The organism is Paenibacillus konkukensis (genome assembly GCF_023523925.1).
GTDB lineage: Bacteria > Bacillota > Bacilli > Paenibacillales > NBRC-103111 > Paenibacillus_S > Paenibacillus_S doosanensis.
This window is the reverse complement of record NZ_CP027059.1, coordinates 4,818,610-4,838,838: the sequence shown is the minus strand read 5'-3', so window position 1 is coordinate 4,838,838 and position 20,229 is coordinate 4,818,610. Positions and strand designations below refer to the sequence as shown.

Below are 20,229 nucleotides of genomic sequence, written 5' to 3'. Positions count from 1 at the left end.
TTTCTATAAGTTAAAAAAGCTTCCAAAGGAAGCTTCTATCGACGGTTCTTGATTGGCGCTTACGTAAACCAACATTATTTCTTAATATCGATAATTTCATACTGGATTACGCCCGCAGGAACGTTAACGTCAACAATAGAACCTTTGTTTTTGCCCAAAATGGCTTTCCCTACAGGGCTTTCGTTGGAAATCTTATTCTGGAACGGATCGGATTCCGCCGTACCTACGATATTATACTCCACGATGTCGCCGAATTCCATATCTTTCAGCGTCACGATGGAACCTACGCTCACCGTATCGGTGTTCACTTCGTCGTTGCTGATAATCCGCGCATTGCGCAGCATTTTCTCAAGCGTTATGATTCGGCCTTCTGTGAACGCCTGCTCGTTCTTGGCATCTTCATACTCGGAGTTTTCGCTAATATCGCCATAACCGATCGCTACTTTGATGCGCTCAGCCACTTCGCGGCGTTTAACCGATTTCAGATGCTCCAGCTCTTCCTCAAGCTTCTTTAAACCTTCCTGCGTCAGGATGACTTCTTTTTCACTCATTGCAACGATCTCCTGTCATGTGAAAGATTTTCATATTTCGAGCTCATTCCGCCGACTATGAATTCACTTATAAATAATATATTAACGATCGAGATCATGATGACTGATCTGCCTTGGTAAACGACTATTGACTGATTATATTGCAACCCCATTCAAATGTCAATCTGATCCAAATGACCTTCTCCGGCCGATTAATGCACCTGAACCGGCGCCTCTTCGGCGTCGCCCGCATGGCCTTTATCGTCCAGCGAGGCAACGAACTCTTCAAGCACTTGCGCCATCGCATCCCGTTTCGTCTGCTCCATAATGACGTCCTTTACGCGCGCCGCTCCGGGCAAACCTTTCAAATACCAGGCCAAATGCTTGCGCATTTCCTTCACGGCCACATGCTCGCCCTTCAAGGCAACCAGCCGATCCATATGAAGCAGCGCAATCTTGATCTTCTCCTGTCCCGTCGGCTCCGGAGGAAGCTCGCCTTTGGTCAGGTATTGAATCGTCCGGTACAGCATCCACGGATTGCCGAGCGCCGCGCGTCCGATCATTACGCCGTCCACGCCCGTCTGATCTAGCATCCGCTTCGCGTCCTCGGGACTGAATACGTCTCCGTTGCCGATGACCGGAATGGACACCGAATCTTTAACTTCTTTAATAATGTCCCAATTGGCATGTCCCGTATACATTTGGACGCGGGTCCGGCCGTGTACGGATACTGCCGAGCCGCCGCCGTTCTCGACGGCTTTTGCATTTTGCACCGCGTATATATGATCATCGTCCCAGCCGATCCGCATCTTTACCGTAACCGGCTTGCTGACGGACTTCACGACGGTGGAGATCATTTGTTCGATCTTGGGCGGGTCCAGCAGCCAGCGCGCCCCGGCGTCGCATTTGGTGATTTTGGGAACGGGACAGCCCATATTGATATCGATAATATCGGCGTTCGTATGTTTATCCACATGCTTAGCCGCCTCAACCAGGGATTCCGTGTCCCCTCCGAAAATTTGCAGGCTTAGCGGCTTCTCCCGCTCATCGACGTAGAGCATCTCCATCGTTCTGTGATTGCCGTGCAAAATCGCCTTATCGCTGACCATCTCCGCACAAACCAGTCCGCATCCGAATTCTTTGGCGATCAGCCGAAAGGCCGGGTTGCACACTCCCGCCATCGGCGCAAGAACGACTTGGTTCGGTGCTTCTATATTTCCTATTTTTAACATATGAATATCCTCCTCTCTTATACGGTTATTTAGCCGCTGGCAGCAGTTCATCGGGATCGATGCCCAGAACCTCGGAAATTTTGCGAATCATTTTAGGGTCCGGTCTGCGCGTTCCTCGCTCGATCGCCCCCAAGATGGCGATAGATACGTCCAATTGATCCGCCAACTGATTTTGCGTGAAGCCCTTTAGTTTGCGAAAAGCGCGAATGCGCTGCGCTATTGCATTTTTTTCCATAAAATAACGCCTTCCTTTCCTTCCAGCTTCTCTAGATGATCTGCCAGCTCGGCAGCCTGCTGAAAGCGGCGCAATTGCATTACCTCGACGAGCGGCACCAACACAAACGCGCGTTCCAGCATTCGGGGATGAGGAAGGATCAGCTTGGGGTCGTCCTGCCTCACGTCTTCGTACAGCAGCATATCCAAATCAACCGTTCTCGGTCCCCAGCGCACATCGCGCTGCCTCCCCAGAGTCCGTTCGATTCCCATCATAACATCAAGCAGCGCTTCCGGCGTCAATGTCGTATCAACCTCGGCGGCCATATTCAAAAAGGAATCCTGGTCCACATATCCGACAGGCTCCGTCTCATAAATACTGGAACAAGCGATCACACGGATTTCTTCATGATCATCCAATTGATCGATAGCGTCCAACAAATAACGCTCGCGGTCTCCCATGTTGGAGCCGAGCGCAATATAAGCGTAAAACGAAGGCTGTGAGCCCATGAACTTATGCCCGCTTTCTATGAATTTCCACCGCTACGCCGTCGAAGAACATCGCTACCGGAGGATGCGGCTTCAACACGCGTACGGTAACTGCATTTATATTAGTATAAGTTTGCAGGAGCATAAGTGCAACCCGCTCGGCTAACGCCTCGATCAGCTTGAATATTTCTCCTTCGGCGATGGTTTTGATTCTCTCGTACACCTCGGCGTAATTCACCGTGTCCTCCAGCTGATCGGTGCGCCCCGGACGATCCAGCGGAAGATGCAGCTCGACATCGATCCGGTAGCGCGCTCCGAGCTTATTCTCTTCGGGAAACGCGCCGTGATAGCCGTAAAATTGCATGCCGTTCATTGTAATTTTATCCAACTGCTTCTCCTCCAGTTCAGTTCTTTGTCAAGACATGTCTATTTATTTATGACGGATGACCGTATCGGTCATACAAGCTACCCGTTTCATCGCCTTGACGTCATGGACCCGCATAATTCGGCAGCCCTGCATAATTCCCATCGTAACGGTCGCCGCCGTACCTTCGAGCACGTCATGCGTCGGCAGCTGAAGCGCCGTACGGATCATACTTTTACGGGAAGTTCCGAGCAGCACGGGATAACCGAGCGCGGCAATTCGATGCAGCTCGTTCATTAACTGCAGGTTTTGCTCATAGGACTTGGCAAAACCGATGCCGGGATCGAGAATGATCTGGCGGTCGCGGATTCCCGCTTCATGGGCCAGCTTCACGCTGTCTTGTAGATCGCGAATGACATCGCGGATAAAATCGTCGTAAACCGCCTGCGTCCGGTTATGCATAATGACGATGGGACAGCCGTACTCCGCAGCCAGCTTGCCCATGGCAGGATCTTTTTTCAAGCCCCATATATCGTTCAAAATATGCGCTCCCGCTTCCAGCGCCTGCCGCGCCACTTCGGCTTTGTACGTGTCGATGGAGAGAGGGACGCCGATTCCGGCCTCGATCAGCGCCCGAACCGTAGGGACGACCCGCTGCAGTTCCTCCTCCAATGTGACGACAGCCGCTCCCGGCCTGGTCGATTCGCCTCCGATGTCAATGATGGAAGCCCCCTCGGCGGCCATTTCTTCGGCTCTCCGCACCGCGGCTTCCGTCCGATTGAATTTTCCACCGTCGGAAAAGGAATCGGGCGTTACGTTCAAAATGCCCATGATCACGGTCTCGCTATGCACATCCAAGGGGATGCCCCGGCAATCCAGCGGTTGTACAGCTGCTGTGTCAGCCATTACCTATCACCTTCATTTCCAATTTCTGCGCGGCTGCGATACCGCCCCATCAGCTTGCGGGTCCATTCCCCGGCTTGCCCGCCGCTGAGGGAAAGCTCTGTCCTCTGAAGATCGTACAACGTCGTCACAGGAACGATCTCCTGGATCGAGTTCGTCACGAACGCTTCGTCGGCCTGCACAAGCTCCGGCCAGCGGTAGAGCCCTTCCTCTACGGGCAAATCCAATTCTGCCGCCAGCCGCAATACGAACGCTCTCGTAATTCCGGGGAGAATGCCCGTATCCAGCGACGGGGTAAAGAGACGGCCGGCTCGGATGAAAAACAAATTGCTCACGATGCCTTCCGCCAAATAGCCTCTCGCGTCAAGCTGCAATCCCTCGGCGCCCGCGGACCGGGCGTTTTGCCGCAGCTCCCGTTTGGCCAAAATATTGTTCATATAATGTAGGGATTTGAACCGCACGGACCCTTCCGGCGTATTACGGGCCGTTTGGAGCAGTTGAAGCGGCTTACCGCGCCGGTACAGATCCTCGTTTCTCTCTGGAAGCTCCTTCACGTAAACGATGACATGAGGCGATTGATAATCGCCGGAGGGAAGCCCTAGCGCGTCTTCTCCGGCCGTAACCGTAAAGCGGATGTACGCATTCTCCAGGCCGTTCGATTCCAGCAGCCGCCGAATCAAGTCCTCCCATTCCCCTGGGCGCGGGCTATAGTCTATCCCTAATTGTCTGCAGCCCGCCAGCAGCCGCTCCTGATGATCGCCGAGCAGGAAGGGGCGCCCCTTGTAAGTGCGCAGCGTTTCGAACAAGCCCATACCGTAAAGAAAACCGTGGTCGTATACCGACACCACGGCCTCCTGCTCAGCTATTATGCTTCCGTTCACATAGATGTTCACGCCTGCTTCACTGCCGTTTCGTTCAGGAAGTTGCGCAGAATCGTTAAGCCATGGTCCGTAATGATGGATTCCGGGTGAAATTGAACGCCTTCGATCGCATATTCCTTATGACGCAGTCCCATGATTTCCCCTTCGGACGTTTCGGCGCTGATCTCCAGACAGTCCGGCAGCGTCTCTCTTTTGACAATCAGGGAATGGTAGCGCGTTGCCGTAAACGGCGACGGCAGCCCTTTGAACAACGTCTTGCCGTCATGGTAGATCGGCGACGTCTTGCCGTGCATAAGCCGCTCCGCGCGAATGACTTCGCCGCCAAACGCTTGTCCGATGGACTGGTGTCCGAGACATACGCCCAGAATCGGAATCCGGCCTTTAAAATGCTCGATCAACGCCAGGCTGATCCCCGCTTCGTTCGGCGTGCAAGGTCCCGGCGAGATAAGAATATGGTTCGGCTTCAGCGCTTCGATGCCCGCCAGATCGATTTCGTCGTTGCGGCGCACTTCCACTTGCTCCCCCAGCTCACCCAAATATTGCACCAAATTATAGGTGAAGGAATCGTAGTTATCAATGACAAGGATCACAGCTCATGCCCCCTATACTAAAGTTTGATCGTTCCGCTCGCTATATTGGATCGCCTTCCACATCGCTTTCGCCTTGTTGATCGATTCGATGTACTCCTTCTCGGGAATCGAATCAATGACGATGCCGGCGCCGGCCTGTACGTAACCGTTGCCGCCCGCGGCGACAAGCGTGCGGATAATAATATTGAATTCCATATCTCCGTTGTAATCAATCCATCCGATCGATCCTGTGTAAGGCCCGCGGCGCACCGGCTCCAGTTCCTCGATAATTTCCATCGTGCGGATTTTGGGCGCTCCGGTTATCGTTCCTCCCGGGAACGTCGCGGCGATCACATCGTACGCCTGTTTTCCCGCGGCAAGCTGGCCTTCCACCTGGGAAACGATATGCATCACATGGGAATAATACTCGATCACCATAAAATCTTTTACGTTAACGGTACCATAAGCAGCTATTCTGCCCAAATCGTTCCGTTCCAAATCAACGAGCATAATATGCTCGGCCCGTTCCTTCTCGTGATGAATCAGCTCGTCGGCCAGCCGCCGGTCCTCCTCGGCGTCGCGTCCTCTCGGACGGGTGCCCGCGATCGGCCGCGTACGCATTGTCCGCTCCTCCAGTTGAACGAGCAGCTCCGGCGAGCCGGATACTAATTGAAAGTCTTCATAGCGCAGCATGCCCATGTACGGAGACGGATTCACGACGCGCAGCCATTCGTAGATCGACTCCGGCGATTGGGACAGCGGCTTGTGCTGCCTTACGGACAAGTTCACCTGAAAGACGTCCCCGGCTCCGATGTAACGTTGAATCCGCTCGACCGCCTTGATATAAGCCTCTTTCGGAAAGTCGGCCCGGATGTCTTCTATGCTTTCCACGTCGATCTGCAGCCGATCCTGTTCGATCTGCTCCAGCATGGATTGCCGCCGCTGCCGATGAAGTCCGGAATCATTGACTGCGGCGATCCGGTCCCACTGCAGCTTCATGCGCCGCGCCTGTTCCTCGGCTTCCTGATACCGTTCCGGCAGCCCGAGCTGTTCTTGGCCAATCACAGTGTGAACCGCAATATAGAGCATCCGTTCTTTATGGTCGATAATCCACACTTTGTCGAACCGGGCAAAAGCGTAATCCGGCACCGGCAAATCGTCGGCAGCCTGCTCCGGAAGCTTCTCAATGGTGCGGATGACATCATAGCTCCAGAACCCGACGCAGCCGCCGAGAAATTTCGGCAAGCCTCGTCCCCGCACGGCCGGCGAACGGTACGGCTCCATCCATCGCTTAACCATGTCCAGCGGCTGCCCGCTTTCCTGAGTCTCCGTTCCGTTTTCGTGCCGAATGACCGCCCGCTGCGCATCCCCGCGGATTGCTGAGGACGGATGAAGCCCGAGAAACGTGTAGCGGCCGCCCTTGCCGCTTTCCAGCACGAAGGAACCGGGCGACGCCTGTTCCCAAGCCGCTTCCCAGCTAACGCACCGGTCATCCTCTAACGGGTAGCTCTGCACGTAGGGAAGCACGGTATAACGGTCCGCCCATTGCTGCCATTGATCATAGGTTATTAGCGTCACGGACGCCCCCCCTTGTCGGCATTTTCATAAGTTAGGACTAAGTATACTTGATATTGATCATGAAAAAAAGCCCCTCAACGAATGAAGGGCTCGCTTATCCGGATTAGTCTTCAAACTGATACAGAGGCGTGCTGAGGTATCTTTCGCCGTTACTAGGAACGATAGCGACTACGCGCTTGCCTGCGCCCAGCTCCTTGGCGACTTGAAGCGCCGCGAAAATCGCTGCGCCGGAGGAGATGCCTCCGAGAATGCCCTCTTCCTTCGCCACGCGGCGGGATGTTTCGAAAGCGTCGTCGTTCTCTACCGCAATAACGCCTTCGTAGATGTTCGTATTCAGAATATCAGGCACGAAACCTGCGCCGATCCCTTGGATTTTGTGCGGGCCGGGTTTGCCTCCGGACAATACCGGCGAAGCGCTAGGCTCGACCGCATAAATTTTGATGTTCGGGAAGTTCTCCTTCAGCACGCTGCCGGCGCCCGTAATCGTTCCGCCCGTTCCGATCCCTGCAATGAAAGCGTCCAGCTTGCCGTCATGCGAATTGATCGCTTCTACGATCTCAGGGCCGGTTGTTTCGCGGTGAATTTTCACGTTCGCTTGGTTCTTAAACTGCTGCGGCATGAAGTATGTCGGATTCTCGGCAAGAAGCTCTTCGGCGCGCTTGATAGCGCCTTTCATCCCTTCTGCTCCAGGTGTCAGTACAAGCTGAGCGCCGTAAGCGCGCAGCAGGTTCCGGCGTTCCATACTCATCGTCTCAGGCATCACGAGGATGGCTTTGTAGCCTTTAGCTGCCGCTACCATTGCAAGGCCGATACCCGTATTGCCGCTTGTCGGCTCGATGATCGTATCGCCCGGCTTCAGCTTGCCTTCTTGCTCAGCCACTTCAACCATACTAATGGCGATACGGTCCTTTACGCTTGCGCCGGGATTTTGATACTCCAGCTTAACATACACTTCAGCGCTGCCTTCCGGCACGACGCGGTTCAGCTTCACCAACGGGGTACCACCGATTAATTGTGTAATGTTTTGAACTAATTTAGCCATCCAGACGTTCCTCCTAAAATAGGATATAGTATGATATCCGAGTAATTTGGTAGGTATTATACTAATATCTTATCAACCGAACCATAGGTTGTCAATATGAATTTATGGACGGGTTTACCAAATCGGGGTTTCGCTTCAAAGCTTAGAACGTAATGTTAACCTTCCATTTTTCACGCAGCTTCTGGACGACGTCATTGATCGGAGGCGCCGCGCGCAGCGCAAGCTCCTTACGCACGGATTCCATCAGCGCTTCCTTGCTCATCTGCGGATCTTCCTTCCGGTCCTTCAATTTCAAAATATAGAGATGACCGTTCCAATCGACGGGCTTGCTGACTTCTCCCACCTTAAGCTGTTTGACCGCCTTCAGCAGCGGAGCCGCGACGAACGGATCGTCTTCCTCTACCCATCCCAGATCACCGCCGTTATCCCGGGTCGCATCGTCAAGCGAACGATTTTGGGCAACTTGACCGAAGTCAATGCCTTTGCTTATATCCGCCGACGCTTTAGCCGCCTGATCTTTGCCGCTGACGACGATTTGTTGAATGCGCAGCTGAACCGCCGTTTTAAATTCGTCGGGATGCGCTTTGATGTAAGCTTCTACTTGCTCATCGGAGACAATAATATCTTTGGTCACAATTTTTTCCTGAAGCAGCTTGTCGTAAATGTCGGTTTTCAATGCCTCCGGGGACAAACCCAGCTGCACTTTCATCGATTCGTAAAATTGTTCTTCGCTGTCATAGCCTTGCTGCATACGCTTCAGTTCTTTTTGGATTTCGCTATCCTCCACAAACATGCCTAACGCTTTGCCTTCCAAGCGAATGACTTCATGATCCACCATCTGGTTCAACAATTCCCGGCCGTGCTTTTGCAGCAGCTGCTGCTCCAATTCCTTGCTGGTAATGGTCTTGTCTCCGATCGTTGCGATGACTTTTACTGCTTGATTCTGCTTCGTCTGATCCGGGCTCATGTCGACATGTCGTTGGTTGAAAAAATCGGTAGACAATACGGAGGAAAGGATGACAACGGCAATCAGCAATACCGCGATGGCTCCCCACAATACCTTTATGTTTCGCATTCCTAATCCCCTCGTATGGTCACTCACACTTTATTTTTTTCGTCCTACTCAATATATCGTCAAGTTACAGCTGGTTGATTATGGTTTTTAAATCTTCTTCTCTAAAAACATACTGCTCATTGCAGAAATGACATACAATCTCGACTTTGCCGTCCTCTTCAAGCATTTGCTGCAGCTCGTCGCGCCCTAAGGAAATCAGCGTCTGTTCAACGCGGTCCTTGGAGCACTTACAGCGAAATTGAACGTCCATCTCCCCCAGCACTTCAACGTCGGGAACGACGCATTGAAGAATTTGCTCAAGATCGAGCCCTTTCTCCAGCAGCACGCTGACCGGCTCCACCCGGGAAAGCAGCAACTCAATGAGCGAAATCTCGTCATCCCTAAGTCCAGGAAGCAGCTGGATAATGAACCCTCCCGCCGCGGTTACGGTATGATCGACGCCGACAAGGACTCCCAGCCCAACGGCAGAAGGCGTCTGCTCGGATCTGGCAAAATAATAAGTAAAATCTTCGGCAAGCTCTCCGGAAATGAGCGGTATGCTGCCGCGGTAAGGCTCCTTCAAGCCCAAATCCTTGATCACGTTGATAAAGCCTTCGACGCCGACGGCGCCGGCGACATCCAGTTTCCCTTCCCCGTTCAAAGGAAGATCCACCGACGGATCGCTCACATAGCCCCGTACTTCTCCCTTCGCGTTGGCGTCGACGACAATTTGTCCGATCGGGCCGCCGCCCTTAACAAGGATCGTCAGCTTCTCTTCGCCTTTCAGCATAGCTCCCATCATCAAGCCTGCGGTAACCGTTCTGCCCAAAGCGGCGGTCGTCGTCGGCGTCATTTGGTGACGCTTGCTGATCTCGTCCACAATGCCGGTGGAGCATACGGCAAAAGCCCTTACTTTCCCCCCCATTGCAGTAGCTCTAATCAAATAATCACGCATCGGAATATCCTCTCTATGGCTGTATTATCCATTCTATTGATTTCGTTCGTAAATCATCTGCAAGCCTTGGAGCGTCAGCAGAGGATTCACCGTTTCAATCGTACGCGATTCGCTGGCGATAAGCTCCGCCAATTCCCCGGTAGCCACTACTTTGGCTTTCGGATGGTTTTCCTCGCGAATGCGTCCGACGATGCCGTCGACCTGACCGGCAAAGCCGTAAATTATCCCCGCTTGCATCGAAGCGACCGTGTTGCGGCCGATTACATGTTTGGGTTTAACCAGCTCGATCCTGGGCAGCTTCGCCGCGCGTTGATACAACGCTTCCGTCGAGATGGCGATACCCGGAGCGACCGCACCTCCAATGTATTGGCCGGATTCGTCGATGTAATCGAAGGTGGTCGCCGTCCCGAAATCGACGACTATACACGGCGCCCCGTACAGCTCAATCGCCGCAACGGCGTTGACGATACGGTCAGCACCGACCTCGCGCGGGTTTTCATAGCGGACATTAAGGCCCGTTTTGATGCCGGGTCCGACGATTAGCGGCGTTTTCTTCAAATATTTTGAACATAATTGCTCCAGAACAAACATAAGCGGAGGCACGACGGAGGAAATAATAATTCCCTCTACCTGTTCAAGCTCAATCCCCGCATGGCCGAACAAATTGTAAATCATCATCCCGTACTCATCGGTCGTGCTGGAACGGTTGGTGCTGAGGCGCCAGTGGTGCAGCAGCTGTTTCCCTTCATAAAGGCCTAGTACGATGTTGGTGTTACCCACATCTACTACCAGAATCACGACGCTCCCCCCTTCCGCGCATTAAGATCCAGGCTGATGTCCAAAGCTTGCACCGAATATGTCAAACGACCGACCGAGATGACGTCAACCCCCGTTGAGGCAATGGCATGGATCGTATCCAGGCTGACAGAGCCCGATGCCTCTACAAGAATATGCGGAGCCTGCGATTTCATGCGCACAACCGCTTCGCTCATTTGCGCCGGGCTCATATTGTCCAGCATAATGATATCCGGCTGCGCCGCCAGCGCTTCTTCCAGCTGCGCCATATTCTCCACTTCGACTTCAATCTTCATCGTATGGGGAATTTGAGCGCGGGCGCCGCGAATGGCCTCGGCAATTCCCCCGGCTCCTTTAATATGATTATCCTTGATCATGACGGCGTCGTACAAGCCGAAGCGGTGGTTATGGCCTCCTCCCACCCGTACGGCGTACTTCTCCAGCAAGCGGTGTCCGGGAGTCGTTTTCCTTGTATCGACCAGCCGCGTCGGTAGCCCTTCCAGAGCATCGACGAACTGTCTGGTACGTGTAGCGATGCCCGACATCCGCTGCATCAGATTGAGCGCGAGCCGTTCTCCCAGCAAAATGCTGCGGGTGCTTCCGGACACTTCGGCCAATACGGTTCCGTAGGCCGCCTGCTCCCCTTCCCGCACTTTGGCCTCGAAGACGAGATTGCTGTCGATAAGCGAGAACACCGCTTCCGCAACAGGCAGACCGGCAATAACCCCGCTATCCTTCAAGTGGATGATCCCTTTGGACTGCTGATCGGCCGGCACGGTCGTCATGGTGGTCACATCTCCCATGCCGATATCCTCTTCCAGCCACAACTTCAGGTTTTTTCTTACTGTTTCCATCTGCAGCTCATACATCGTCTACGCGTCCCTCCGTAATCCCGTCTTCGCGGCTAAAGACGGTATGTTTTCTCCACAAGAGATCATCCTTCTCGGGAAAATCCTCCCGATAGTGTCCCCCCCGGCTTTCTTCTCTAATCAAGGCCGCTTCCGTAGTCAACAGGGCGCAGGTAAGAAGATTGGCGAATTCGAAATCTTCGCGTTTGGTCAAGCAGGAGTCAAAAATCGCCAGCTGCCGTTTCAGTTCTCCGTAGCCTTTCTCCAAACCTGCAGCGGATCGCTTCAATCCGACATAACGCAGCATAATCTTTTGCAGCTTCAGTTTCTTCTCCACCATCGGCTGTTTGACATGCCCCGTTCGCGATGATGCCGCCGATACGGACGGATTGCGATCGAGCGGAGGCAACTGATGGATGCGCTCCATAATCCGTCTGCCGAATACGATCGCCTCCGAAAGCGAGTTGCTGGCCAAGCGATTGGCGCCATGAACCCCGGTAGAGGACACTTCGCCGCAGGCAAACAGGCGGCCCACCCGTGTTTCTCCGTCCAAATTCGTCTTGACGCCGCCCATCATATAATGGGCTGCGGGGGCGACAGGAATCCAGTCGGACGACAAATCGAGCCCGTAATTCAAGCAAAATTCGTAAATCGTCGGAAACCGATGTTTGACCGTTTCTTCCGACTCATGCGTAAAATCTATGTAGACGAAAGTCGACTTCGTTAGTTCCATCTCATTGACGATTGCCCGGGCGACAATATCTCTCGGAGCCAGCTCCAGCTGAGGATCGTATTTCTCCATAAAGCGCTCTCCGTTAATATTGCGCAGTATTGCGCCTTCACCGCGGACCGCCTCCGACACAAGGAATCTGGGAGCTCCCGGATAGCAAAGCGCGGTAGGATGAAACTGAATGAACTCCACGTCTTGAACGAGGGCGCCGGCGCGGTAGGCAATCGCTATGCCGTCCCCGGTAGCGATATCGGGGTTAGTCGTATAGCGGTACAGTTGACCGGCCCCTCCGGTACACAGAATGGTTGCCTTGGCCCTGACGATAACCCGCTGGCCGTCTGGCTTCTGAACAAGCGCGCCGAAGCACTCTCCCCCGTCGGTAATCAAATCGATAACAAAATGATCGTCCCAAAGGTCAATGTTCGGGTCCTGCTTCGTCTTCTCCGACAAAGCGCGAACGATTTCCGCGCCGGTAGCGTCTCCGTGCGCATGCAGAATGCGGCGCTGGCTGTGCGCGCCTTCCTTGGTCAAGGCAAATTCCCCGTTCTCCAGATCGAACTGGGTTCCCATGCGGATCAGATCTTGAACACCGGCCGGCCCTTCATGCACCAGCACGTCAACGGCCGACGGCGAGCATAGCCCGGCGCCGGCAATTAGCGTATCTTGGCTGTGGTATGCCGGGGAATCCTCGTCCGAAATGACGGCCGCTATGCCTCCCTGCGCATAACGAGTGTTGCTGTCGAGCAGCGATTTCTTGGTTACCATCAGTACTTTATACTGTTCGCTTGCTTTAATGGAGGTGAACAGACCGGCAATTCCGGCCCCGATCACCATCACATCGGTATGCACCTGCGGCAGCTCGTCCAAATTAAAATCAACTAAATAACGAGGAATCATTAGAAACGCTCTCCTTCTTCAACCGATATTCGACTGCCCGCGAGGTTGTTCAACAAGAGAGTAGCGCATGCTACTTCACTTGTAGCATGCGCTCCAGGGATGCTCTAGCTTGATCTGCGACATGAGGCGGAACGTAAATTTGCGGCTGCATCGTTTCGAGACAGCGTGCAACCTTTTTCAGATTGTTGACTTTCATGTTTGGACATACCAAATATTTCGTAGCGAAATGAAACTGTTTGTTCGGACTGTCGAGCCGCAGCTGGTAGCCGGTTCCGTCTTCGGTCCCTACGATAAATTCCTGGCAGTCGGATTCCTTGCAGTATTTGATGATTGCGGTCGTGCTGCCGACGAAATCGCCCAGCTTGACAACCTCAGGACGGCACTCGGGATGAACGACGAACTGTGCATTCGGATATTGCGCCCGCATTTCTTCTACATCCTTGACGGTCAACATGTCGTGAGTGTTACAGTACCCTTCCCAAATAATGACCTTTTTATCGGTATGCTTGGAAACGTAATCACCGAGGTTTTTATCGGGCACCCAAATAATCTCGTCGGAATCGATGGCATTGATTACTTTGACCGCATTGGCGGAAGTACAGCAAATGTCGGTCTCCGATTTGACATCGGCGGACGTGTTAATGTAAGCGACTACTTTGGCATTCGGGTGCTGCTTCTTCAGAGCGCGAAGTCCGTCTACATTGACCATATCCGCCATAGGACAGCCCGCACGTTCGTCGGGAATGAGCACGGTTTTGTTCGGAGCCAAAATTTTGGCGCTCTCTCCCATAAAGTGAACTCCGCAAAATACGATTACTTCGGCATCCGTAGACGCCGCCTTTTGCGCAAGCAGAAACGAGTCGCCGCGGAAATCGGCAATTTCCTGAATTTCATCCCTCTGATAATAATGCGCAAGAATAATGGCGTTGCGTTCCTTCTTCAACTGAGCGATACGTTCCTTCAGCTCACGCTTCTGCTCCTCTTTACGCTCCAAGGCTAAAGCCTCCATCGTCGTACCTTCCTTCCCCATACCCCTTTTTGTGTGCTATGAAGTCGTGAAAATGTTCACATATTGTTTAAAAGATTTACAACTAATTTACACAACATCCCGAGTGGTGTCAATGCTCAAAAAACTACAAAATGGCTGAAAAAATGATGCCCAACGCAGTGTATTTCCCGAGCGTGGTCTCTTGGGACCAGTTTCTCGTATAACGCCTCATTTATCCGCCGCCGCGCAACCCGGAGCCGACTCACAAATGAGAAAAAAACCGGGTGCATCTCATATGCACGCCGGTTTCGTTATTAAGATTCTTTCTTATCGTCGTTGTTATCTTCTGCCGATGGCTTATCGAACTCCAGCTTGTTGGCGTCCGCCGTTTGCTGCTGCCCGACGATATTTACCTTCACGTCGGAGCTTCCGGATTGATCCAGCTTGCCCGTTTCGATGAGCTGCTTGATTTCATCCTTCTCAAGCGTTTCTTTCTCCAGCAGCGTTTCGGCAATCAGGCGAACCTGATCCGAATACTTCTCAAGAGTTTCCTTCGCTTTAGCGTAGCAGCCGCGAATGATCGTCTGCATTTCCTGATCGATTTCGTAAGCGATGGCGTCAGAGTAGTTCTGCTCATGCCCGAAGTCGCGACCAAGGAATACTTGACCTTGCACATTGCCGAACTGCATCGGTCCGAGCTTGTCGCTCATTCCGTATTCCATAATCATCTTGCGAACGATGCCGGTAGCGCGTTGGAAGTCGCTGTAAGCGCCCGTGCCGATCTCACCGATGAACAGCTCCTCGGATACGCGTCCGCCCAGCAATCCGGTTACTTTATCGAGCAGCTCGTTTTTGGTGTTCATCATCCGGTCTTCGCCTTCCTTAGGAAGCATCATGACGTATCCGCCTGCACGGCCCCTAGGGATGATCGTAACCTTATGCACCATATCGGCATTTTCCAAATAGTAACCGATGATCGTGTGACCCGCTTCATGGAACGCAACCATGCGTTTCTCACGTTCGCTGATCACGCGGCCTTTCTTCTGCGTACCGACGATGACGCGGTCAAACGCCTCGTCGAGCTCTTCCATCGAAATATCTTTGCGGTTGCGGCGAGCTGCGATCAGCGCCGCTTCGTTCAGCAGGTTCTCCAGGTCGGCGCCCGTAAAGCCTGTCGTATACCGCGCCAGCACGTCCAGCTTCACATCTTTGTTCAAAGGCTTGTTGCGGGCATGTACCTTAAGCACCGCTTCACGGCCCTTCACATCCGGACGATCCACCGTAATTTGACGGTCAAAACGTCCCGGACGCAGCAGCGCAGGGTCCAAAATGTCGGGGCGGTTCGTTGCCGCAACAATAATAATCCCTTCGTTCGCGCCAAATCCGTCCATCTCTACGAGGAGCTGGTTGAGCGTCTGCTCGCGCTCGTCATGCCCGCCGCCCAATCCGGCGCCGCGCTGACGGCCTACGGCATCGATCTCGTCTATAAAAATGATGCAAGGTGCGTTTTTCTTAGCGTTTTCGAACAAGTCGCGTACGCGGGATGCGCCGACACCGACGAACATTTCCACGAAGTCGGAACCGCTGATGCTGAAGAACGGTACGCCCGCTTCGCCTGCGACAGCTCTTGCCAGCAAGGTTTTACCCGTTCCCGGAGGTCCGTTAAGCAGAACCCCTTTGGGAATTCTTGCGCCTACGGCAGCAAACTTGCGCGGATCTTTCAAAAATTCGACCACTTCCACAAGCTCTTGCTTTTCCTCATCTGCCCCCGCTACATCTTCAAACGTCACGCGCTTCTTCTCTTCATTATAAAGTCTCGCGCGGCTTTTACCGAAATTCATCACCTTACCGCCGCCACCCTGCGCCTGATTTAACAGGAAGAAGAACAGGATGAAAATAATGACAAACGGAATAATGGAGGTAAGGAAACTGATCCAAACGTTGTCCCCTTCCATTTTTTCAATGACGATGTTAGGCACTTCGCTCTTTTCGATCATCGTGACGGTTTCTTGGTCGTAAGGCGCGCGGGTTTCGAAATTTTTCTTATCCGGCGGCTGCGGATTTTTGTATTTACCGCGAACCAAGTATGTCTGACCGTCATATCTCAAGCTGACCGAGTCTACATTCTTTTCAACTAAGGCCTGTCGGAGCTTATCGTAGCTTATTACGTCTTTCTGGTCATTCTGTGTGCTGATAAAATGAACGATACCGACAGTGACCAAAAAAATGAGCAAATAAAAGCCTGTATTACGAATAATTCGATTCATCCCCTACCTCCTCTCAAAAACGGCAACTTTGTATATTGTACCACAGCAAGTCTTGGCATCACAAGAAATGCTAGTGGGAGTACACTTCAGGCTTCAGTATGCCCACATAAGGTAAATTGCGGTACTTCTCCGCATAATCCAAGCCGTATCCGACGACGAACGCGTCCGGAATGACGAATCCTTTATAGTCTGCATCCAAATCAACAGTTCTACGCCCCGGCTTATCGAATAATGCCGCCACCGTTATGGAAAGCGCGTTACGCCGCTCCAGCACGTCGATCAAATAGCTTAAGGTCAGTCCGCTGTCGATGATATCTTCGACAATGATGATGTCCCGGCCTTCAACGGGAACGTCCAGATCCTTAATAATTTTGACGACGCCCGACGATTTGGTCGATTGGCCATAACTGGAAACCGCCATAAAATCGATTTCGAGCGGAACGGTGATTTGCTTGACCAAATCCGCCATAAAAATAAACGCACCCTTTAGTACACAAATGACCAGCGGATTGCGTCCCTCGAAATCGCGGCTAATTAATTGGCCCATCTCCTTTACTTTGTCCTGAATTTGCTGCTCGCTGTACAGTGTTTCTTGAATGTCGTTTTGCAAGAGAGAACCTCCTACTTGGAATAAATGATCTGTAATGCTTATCTTAACACGGAGGAAGCGTCAGCCTCCGGCGTGCAAAGTCTCATATAAACGGCCGCCTGCGTTGCGGCGCTTACCAAGGCGTGCGATGATCTGCGGACGCCCGGCAGCCAAACGACCCGCCCGCGGTCGTCGGCGACGACAGGAATCTGCGTCCTGCGGCTCGGCGGAATTTTAGCGTCAATGAAAATATCTTTTACTTTTTTGGAGCCGTTTAATCCGAATAATGTCATTCGATCTCCATCCGCCCGGCTGCGCACCGTTAGCGGAAACGTCAATTGCCCGGCATCAAACCACGCCGCATCGCGGCCGTCTGCCGGCAAGGCCTTCATCGCGGCGACTGCCGCATCGCCTTCAAACCAGGCGCACTCGATAACCGCCCCGGTTTCCGTTATCGTCAAGCGGCGTTCATTTCGCTGCAGAACGTACCGATACGGGATCGGCGGTACAAATAAAGTATGTAGCTTGATCCGATCATATTCCCTCGTCAGAACGAGGCTTTGACCTATGTCGATATGAAGATTGGACGGTTCCGGTCTCAGTATCGCATCTCTCATTTGCTCGAGCTTCAGGAAATCCATGGAATCCGCATCAAAGGAAAGATAATTTAATATTAGTTTAATCAACCGCCTTTGTAAAGCAACATGTACCCCGGCGAACCAATTTCTTGACCATTCTGCGAAATCGCTTTCCGCAGCCACACATTGTTCAAATAAAGCCGCCGCCTGACGATCCACAAAATCGTTCTCCGCAGCCATCATGACCGATAGCCGGCCAAGCGCCTGCGGCAGCTGCTCATTGTAACGCTGCAGCATAGGCAAAAGCTCCAGCCGGATCTCGTTGCGGGTATACTTGGTGCTTTCGTTGCTGCTGTCGATGCAGTATCTGATCCCTTCTTCACGGCAATAGTCGAGCAGCTCTGATTTATATATACGAAGCAGCGGCCGAACAAGTTCCACATTCCGTTCCGTCCGTCTGACGGGAATTCCCGACAATCCCGCAGGGCCGGTTCCCCGCAGCAGCCGCATCAGCATCGTCTCGGCCTGGTCATCCGCATGATGCGCGAGAACGATGCGTTCCGCTCCGCTTTTCGCGGCCGTTTGCTGCAGAAAGCCGTAGCGGAGCTCCCTGGCTGCGGCTTGCGCGTTTTGGCCGGTCTCGCGAATATAACCGGGGGCATCGAAGCGCCCGACCTCGCACGCCAGCCCAAGCCGCGCGGCTTCCTCTTCGACCATCGCCGCTTCCAACGCCGATTCCTCGACCCGGAAACCGTGATCGACGTGAGCTACGACAAGCCTCCAGTCCCACCTCTTCGACAGCGCAAAAAGGACATGCAGCAGCGCCATGGAATCGGGCCCTCCCGATACCGCAACTACCATCTTGTCCCCGCGCCGGAGCAGTCGCTCCGCTTGTATTTCCTTCTCTACCTTCGATACGAGATTCATCGTCCGTTAATCCTTTCAATGGAGCCTGCAAAAACACGTCAAGAAGCCGGCCAATACAGGTATACCGTTAATCCGAACAGCAGCAGCGAAGCGGCAAAGCAAATTTTAAGCCAGGCGCCGCCGATAGAGCTAACGATTTTGGCCGGTTTGGGATAGCCCCCTTTGCGCCAGTCCGCCAGCGCCTCCTTCGAGGTGGCGTATTGGCCGAGCAGCGCTTTGCGCAGCACGGGAGCCGCATGGCTTAACGCGCGGTTCGCTTGGAGCATCTCCAGCAGCATATCCACGCTGCGGTTTTGCGGAATTACCTTCTTGATTCCCGCCAGCCGCCGCCCCGTATCCGTACTGCTGATGAGCAGGACGGCAAAGGCGAACAGATCGTAAGCCTCGTCGGCGGAACGGCTCCCCGCTCCCCAAAATCCGCGGTCGTACACCTCGGTAAACTGCTTGACCGCCCTTCCCTTCGGCGTGACGCCGCCAAAATCGATCAGCTCGACGTCCCCGTATCCGGAAACGATCACATTCTCCATCTTAATATCGCTGAAAATATAACCCTCGCCGTGCAGCTCGACCAGTTTGCGGAGCAGATTCAGCCCAATCAGGTAAATCCAATCGCGGCCGTTTTGCTTCATAAAGTCCGCCATGGACTGCCCCTTCATATAGGGCATGATGTAGAACGGAAAATCTTGCCCTTCGCAATGAAAATCGTCCACATCCAGCAAATAATTGCGGTACGATGTGCCGGATTTGGACAAAGTCTTGAGCGCATTGACCTCAGACTGATGGTCGACGGCGTCGAACCCGGTTTTGAGCGCGTACGACAACTTCCCCCGCTTCACGAGATATACTTGCCCATTGGCTCCGGCACCGAGCAAACGCTCAATCTTGTACCGCCGATGATTCCATTTGCCTTGCACGATTGTGCCTGAAGACACGTGCCGCTCAAACGACGTAGTCACTCAGCATCCCATCCTTGCCCTTATGCGGGCGCTCTTGTTCATCCGCATACGCCGTGGCGTTCCACGGACCGCCGGAAGATTCCTCCTCCGATACGCCGGCCATAAACTGAATGACCTTCAGCAGGGCAGGACCCGTAGGCGTCGTACCCTTCATGTTTAATTTATAAAACAAACGGTTCAGATTTGCAAGGTCACGCGTCCAGCTAAGATCCATCTCGACGGCTTCATCGCCGGAAACGGAGGCGGGAAAATGGAATACGGCCATCTCGCTGTCGCCCGTTCTGGCCTGGATGCTCAGCTGCAAATCATAGATCGATTCCTTGACCGCCTGCATCTTCGGCTTCATGCTGGCGCTGGCGTCGATAAGGAGCGCAACGCGCAGCGCAGCGGTTTCCGACAAATCGTCCATGACCCGCACGACCTGCGACCGCTGCTCGGGCGGCAGGCTCTCGATCTTGGAATCGCCCAGAATATGCTGCAGCTCTTTGCCGACAACCTGCTGGATCGTCTGAACGACCGTCTTGCGAGTCATCATCTGCACGGTTTGCGACAGCTCCGTTGTGTTCACGATCCGGCTCATGCCGCCTCCGGCTTCGGCAATCTCGTTGATCTCGGCGATTCCGTGTTCCCCGATCTCGCTGGAATCGATCAATCCGATGACGTTGACGACAATCCCTTCCGATTTGGCATGCGCAGCCGCAATAACCGGGCTGACCCCGACGTTGGAGCACCCGTCCGTAATTAAGATGATTTGATTCATACTATCCGTTCCTCCTCTATGAGCATAGTAAACCTTACATATAGTTTTCCCTTTTTGCGAGAATCCTAAACTTGGCCGATGCTA

21 protein-coding genes are annotated in these 20,229 nt (G+C 53.3%); all 21 read right to left on the bottom strand.

Translation table 11 applies throughout. From position 1 onward, the window contains the following. Positions 1–74: 74 nt before the first annotated feature. Complete coding sequence (gene greA, locus SK3146_RS21040) at positions 75–551, bottom strand: transcription elongation factor GreA (protein WP_249860652.1); 477 nt, start codon at positions 549–551, stop codon at positions 75–77. A 191-nt stretch (positions 552–742) separates the two neighbouring features. Continuing rightward, on the bottom strand, positions 743–1,762 hold the full coding sequence (gene dusB, locus SK3146_RS21035) for a tRNA dihydrouridine synthase DusB (RefSeq protein ID WP_249860651.1): 1,020 nt from the start codon (positions 1,760–1,762) through the stop codon (positions 743–745). A gap of 25 nt (positions 1,763–1,787) precedes the next feature. Further along, positions 1,788–1,997 (bottom strand): helix-turn-helix domain-containing protein, encoded by a 210-nt coding sequence (locus tag SK3146_RS21030; RefSeq protein WP_249860650.1) that lies wholly within the window; start codon positions 1,995–1,997, stop codon positions 1,788–1,790. Next, positions 1,979–2,485 carry a 2-amino-4-hydroxy-6-hydroxymethyldihydropteridine diphosphokinase gene (folK, locus tag SK3146_RS21025; protein WP_249860649.1) on the bottom strand — a complete coding sequence of 169 codons (507 nt, stop codon included), beginning with the start codon at positions 2,483–2,485 and terminating at the stop codon, positions 1,979–1,981. Before folK ends, SK3146_RS21030 begins: the two co-directional genes overlap by 19 nt. Before the next feature lie 4 nt (positions 2,486–2,489). Continuing rightward, on the bottom strand, positions 2,490–2,852 hold the full coding sequence (folB, locus tag SK3146_RS21020; RefSeq protein ID WP_249860648.1) for a dihydroneopterin aldolase: 363 nt from the start codon (positions 2,850–2,852) through the stop codon (positions 2,490–2,492). A 42-nt stretch (positions 2,853–2,894) separates the two neighbouring features. Then, positions 2,895–3,734, bottom strand: coding sequence for a dihydropteroate synthase (folP, locus tag SK3146_RS21015; protein WP_434006808.1), 840 nt, complete (start codon positions 3,732–3,734; stop codon positions 2,895–2,897). Continuing rightward, entirely contained in the window at positions 3,734–4,624 is an 891-nt protein-coding gene (gene pabC, locus SK3146_RS21010) for an aminodeoxychorismate lyase (protein WP_249860647.1), read from the bottom strand. The genes folP and pabC overlap by 1 nt, the downstream gene beginning before the upstream one ends. Further along, positions 4,621–5,202 (bottom strand): aminodeoxychorismate/anthranilate synthase component II, encoded by a 582-nt coding sequence (pabA, locus tag SK3146_RS21005; RefSeq protein WP_249860646.1) that lies wholly within the window; start codon positions 5,200–5,202, stop codon positions 4,621–4,623. Before pabA ends, pabC begins: the two co-directional genes overlap by 4 nt. 12 nt (positions 5,203–5,214) lie before the next feature. After that, on the bottom strand, positions 5,215–6,759 hold the full coding sequence (locus tag SK3146_RS21000; protein ID WP_249860645.1) for an anthranilate synthase component I family protein: 1,545 nt from the start codon (positions 6,757–6,759) through the stop codon (positions 5,215–5,217). 103 nt (positions 6,760–6,862) lie between these two features. Further along, the gene (gene cysK / locus SK3146_RS20995; RefSeq protein ID WP_249860644.1) at positions 6,863–7,801 is read right to left on the bottom strand and encodes a cysteine synthase A; all 939 of its coding nucleotides are present in this window, start codon (positions 7,799–7,801) and stop codon (positions 6,863–6,865) included. A gap of 142 nt (positions 7,802–7,943) precedes the next feature. Beyond that, positions 7,944–8,876, bottom strand: coding sequence for a peptidyl-prolyl cis-trans isomerase (locus tag SK3146_RS20990; protein WP_249860643.1), 933 nt, complete (start codon positions 8,874–8,876; stop codon positions 7,944–7,946). Positions 8,877–8,940: 64 nt separating this feature from the next. Then, on the bottom strand, positions 8,941–9,810 hold the full coding sequence (hslO, locus tag SK3146_RS20985; protein WP_249860642.1) for an Hsp33 family molecular chaperone HslO: 870 nt from the start codon (positions 9,808–9,810) through the stop codon (positions 8,941–8,943). A gap of 33 nt (positions 9,811–9,843) precedes the next feature. Beyond that, positions 9,844–10,608: a type III pantothenate kinase gene (locus SK3146_RS20980; RefSeq protein ID WP_249860641.1), complete on the bottom strand. Its 765-nt coding sequence runs from the start codon at positions 10,606–10,608 to the stop codon at positions 9,844–9,846. Then, a complete protein-coding gene (nadC, locus tag SK3146_RS20975; RefSeq protein ID WP_249860640.1) occupies positions 10,605–11,474 on the bottom strand; it encodes a carboxylating nicotinate-nucleotide diphosphorylase in 870 nt (289 codons plus the stop codon). Before nadC ends, SK3146_RS20980 begins: the two co-directional genes overlap by 4 nt. Further along, positions 11,467–13,080: an L-aspartate oxidase gene (nadB, locus tag SK3146_RS20970; RefSeq protein WP_249860639.1), complete on the bottom strand. Its 1,614-nt coding sequence runs from the start codon at positions 13,078–13,080 to the stop codon at positions 11,467–11,469. The genes nadC and nadB overlap by 8 nt, the downstream gene beginning before the upstream one ends. 70 nt (positions 13,081–13,150) lie before the next feature. Next, positions 13,151–14,089, bottom strand: a complete 939-nt coding sequence (nadA, locus tag SK3146_RS20965; RefSeq protein ID WP_249860638.1) for a quinolinate synthase NadA — start codon at positions 14,087–14,089, stop codon at positions 13,151–13,153. Between the two features lie 293 nt (positions 14,090–14,382). Then, complete coding sequence (gene ftsH, locus SK3146_RS20960; RefSeq protein WP_249860637.1) at positions 14,383–16,335, bottom strand: ATP-dependent zinc metalloprotease FtsH; 1,953 nt, start codon at positions 16,333–16,335, stop codon at positions 14,383–14,385. 70 nt (positions 16,336–16,405) lie between these two features. After that, positions 16,406–16,945 (bottom strand): hypoxanthine phosphoribosyltransferase, encoded by a 540-nt coding sequence (gene hpt / locus SK3146_RS20955; RefSeq protein ID WP_249860636.1) that lies wholly within the window; start codon positions 16,943–16,945, stop codon positions 16,406–16,408. A gap of 38 nt (positions 16,946–16,983) precedes the next feature. Continuing rightward, positions 16,984–18,429, bottom strand: coding sequence for a tRNA lysidine(34) synthetase TilS (gene tilS / locus SK3146_RS20950; protein WP_249860635.1), 1,446 nt, complete (start codon positions 18,427–18,429; stop codon positions 16,984–16,986). A gap of 38 nt (positions 18,430–18,467) precedes the next feature. Further along, positions 18,468–19,385, bottom strand: coding sequence for a protein kinase domain-containing protein (locus SK3146_RS20945; protein WP_249860634.1), 918 nt, complete (start codon positions 19,383–19,385; stop codon positions 18,468–18,470). Continuing rightward, on the bottom strand, positions 19,369–20,145 hold the full coding sequence (locus SK3146_RS20940; RefSeq protein WP_249860633.1) for a vWA domain-containing protein: 777 nt from the start codon (positions 20,143–20,145) through the stop codon (positions 19,369–19,371). Before SK3146_RS20940 ends, SK3146_RS20945 begins: the two co-directional genes overlap by 17 nt. Positions 20,146–20,229: the final 84 nt, after the last annotated feature.

What these genes read in the sequence shown, in the direction of transcription:
- greA (WP_249860652.1), bottom strand. Translation starts at nt 551, where the DNA reads ATGAGTGAAAAAGAAGTCATCCTGACGCAGGAAGGTTTAAAGAAGCTT.
- dusB (WP_249860651.1), bottom strand. Translation starts at nt 1,762, where the DNA reads ATGTTAAAAATAGGAAATATAGAAGCACCGAACCAAGTCGTTCTTGCG.
- SK3146_RS21030 (WP_249860650.1), bottom strand. Translation starts at nt 1,997, where the DNA reads ATGGAAAAAAATGCAATAGCGCAGCGCATTCGCGCTTTTCGCAAACTA.
- folK (WP_249860649.1), bottom strand. Translation starts at nt 2,485, where the DNA reads ATGGGCTCACAGCCTTCGTTTTACGCTTATATTGCGCTCGGCTCCAAC.
- folP (WP_434006808.1), bottom strand. Translation starts at nt 3,734, where the DNA reads ATGGCTGACACAGCAGCTGTACAACCGCTGGATTGCCGGGGCATCCCC.
- cysK (WP_249860644.1), bottom strand. Translation starts at nt 7,801, where the DNA reads ATGGCTAAATTAGTTCAAAACATTACACAATTAATCGGTGGTACCCCG.
- SK3146_RS20990 (WP_249860643.1), bottom strand. Translation starts at nt 8,876, where the DNA reads ATGCGAAACATAAAGGTATTGTGGGGAGCCATCGCGGTATTGCTGATT.
- hslO (WP_249860642.1), bottom strand. Translation starts at nt 9,810, where the DNA reads ATGCGTGATTATTTGATTAGAGCTACTGCAATGGGGGGGAAAGTAAGG.
- nadC (WP_249860640.1), bottom strand. Translation starts at nt 11,474, where the DNA reads ATGTATGAGCTGCAGATGGAAACAGTAAGAAAAAACCTGAAGTTGTGG.
- nadB (WP_249860639.1), bottom strand. Translation starts at nt 13,080, where the DNA reads ATGATTCCTCGTTATTTAGTTGATTTTAATTTGGACGAGCTGCCGCAG.
- nadA (WP_249860638.1), bottom strand. Translation starts at nt 14,089, where the DNA reads ATGGAGGCTTTAGCCTTGGAGCGTAAAGAGGAGCAGAAGCGTGAGCTG.
- ftsH (WP_249860637.1), bottom strand. Translation starts at nt 16,335, where the DNA reads ATGAATCGAATTATTCGTAATACAGGCTTTTATTTGCTCATTTTTTTG.
- tilS (WP_249860635.1), bottom strand. Translation starts at nt 18,429, where the DNA reads ATGAATCTCGTATCGAAGGTAGAGAAGGAAATACAAGCGGAGCGACTG.
- SK3146_RS20940 (WP_249860633.1), bottom strand. Translation starts at nt 20,145, where the DNA reads ATGAATCAAATCATCTTAATTACGGACGGGTGCTCCAACGTCGGGGTC.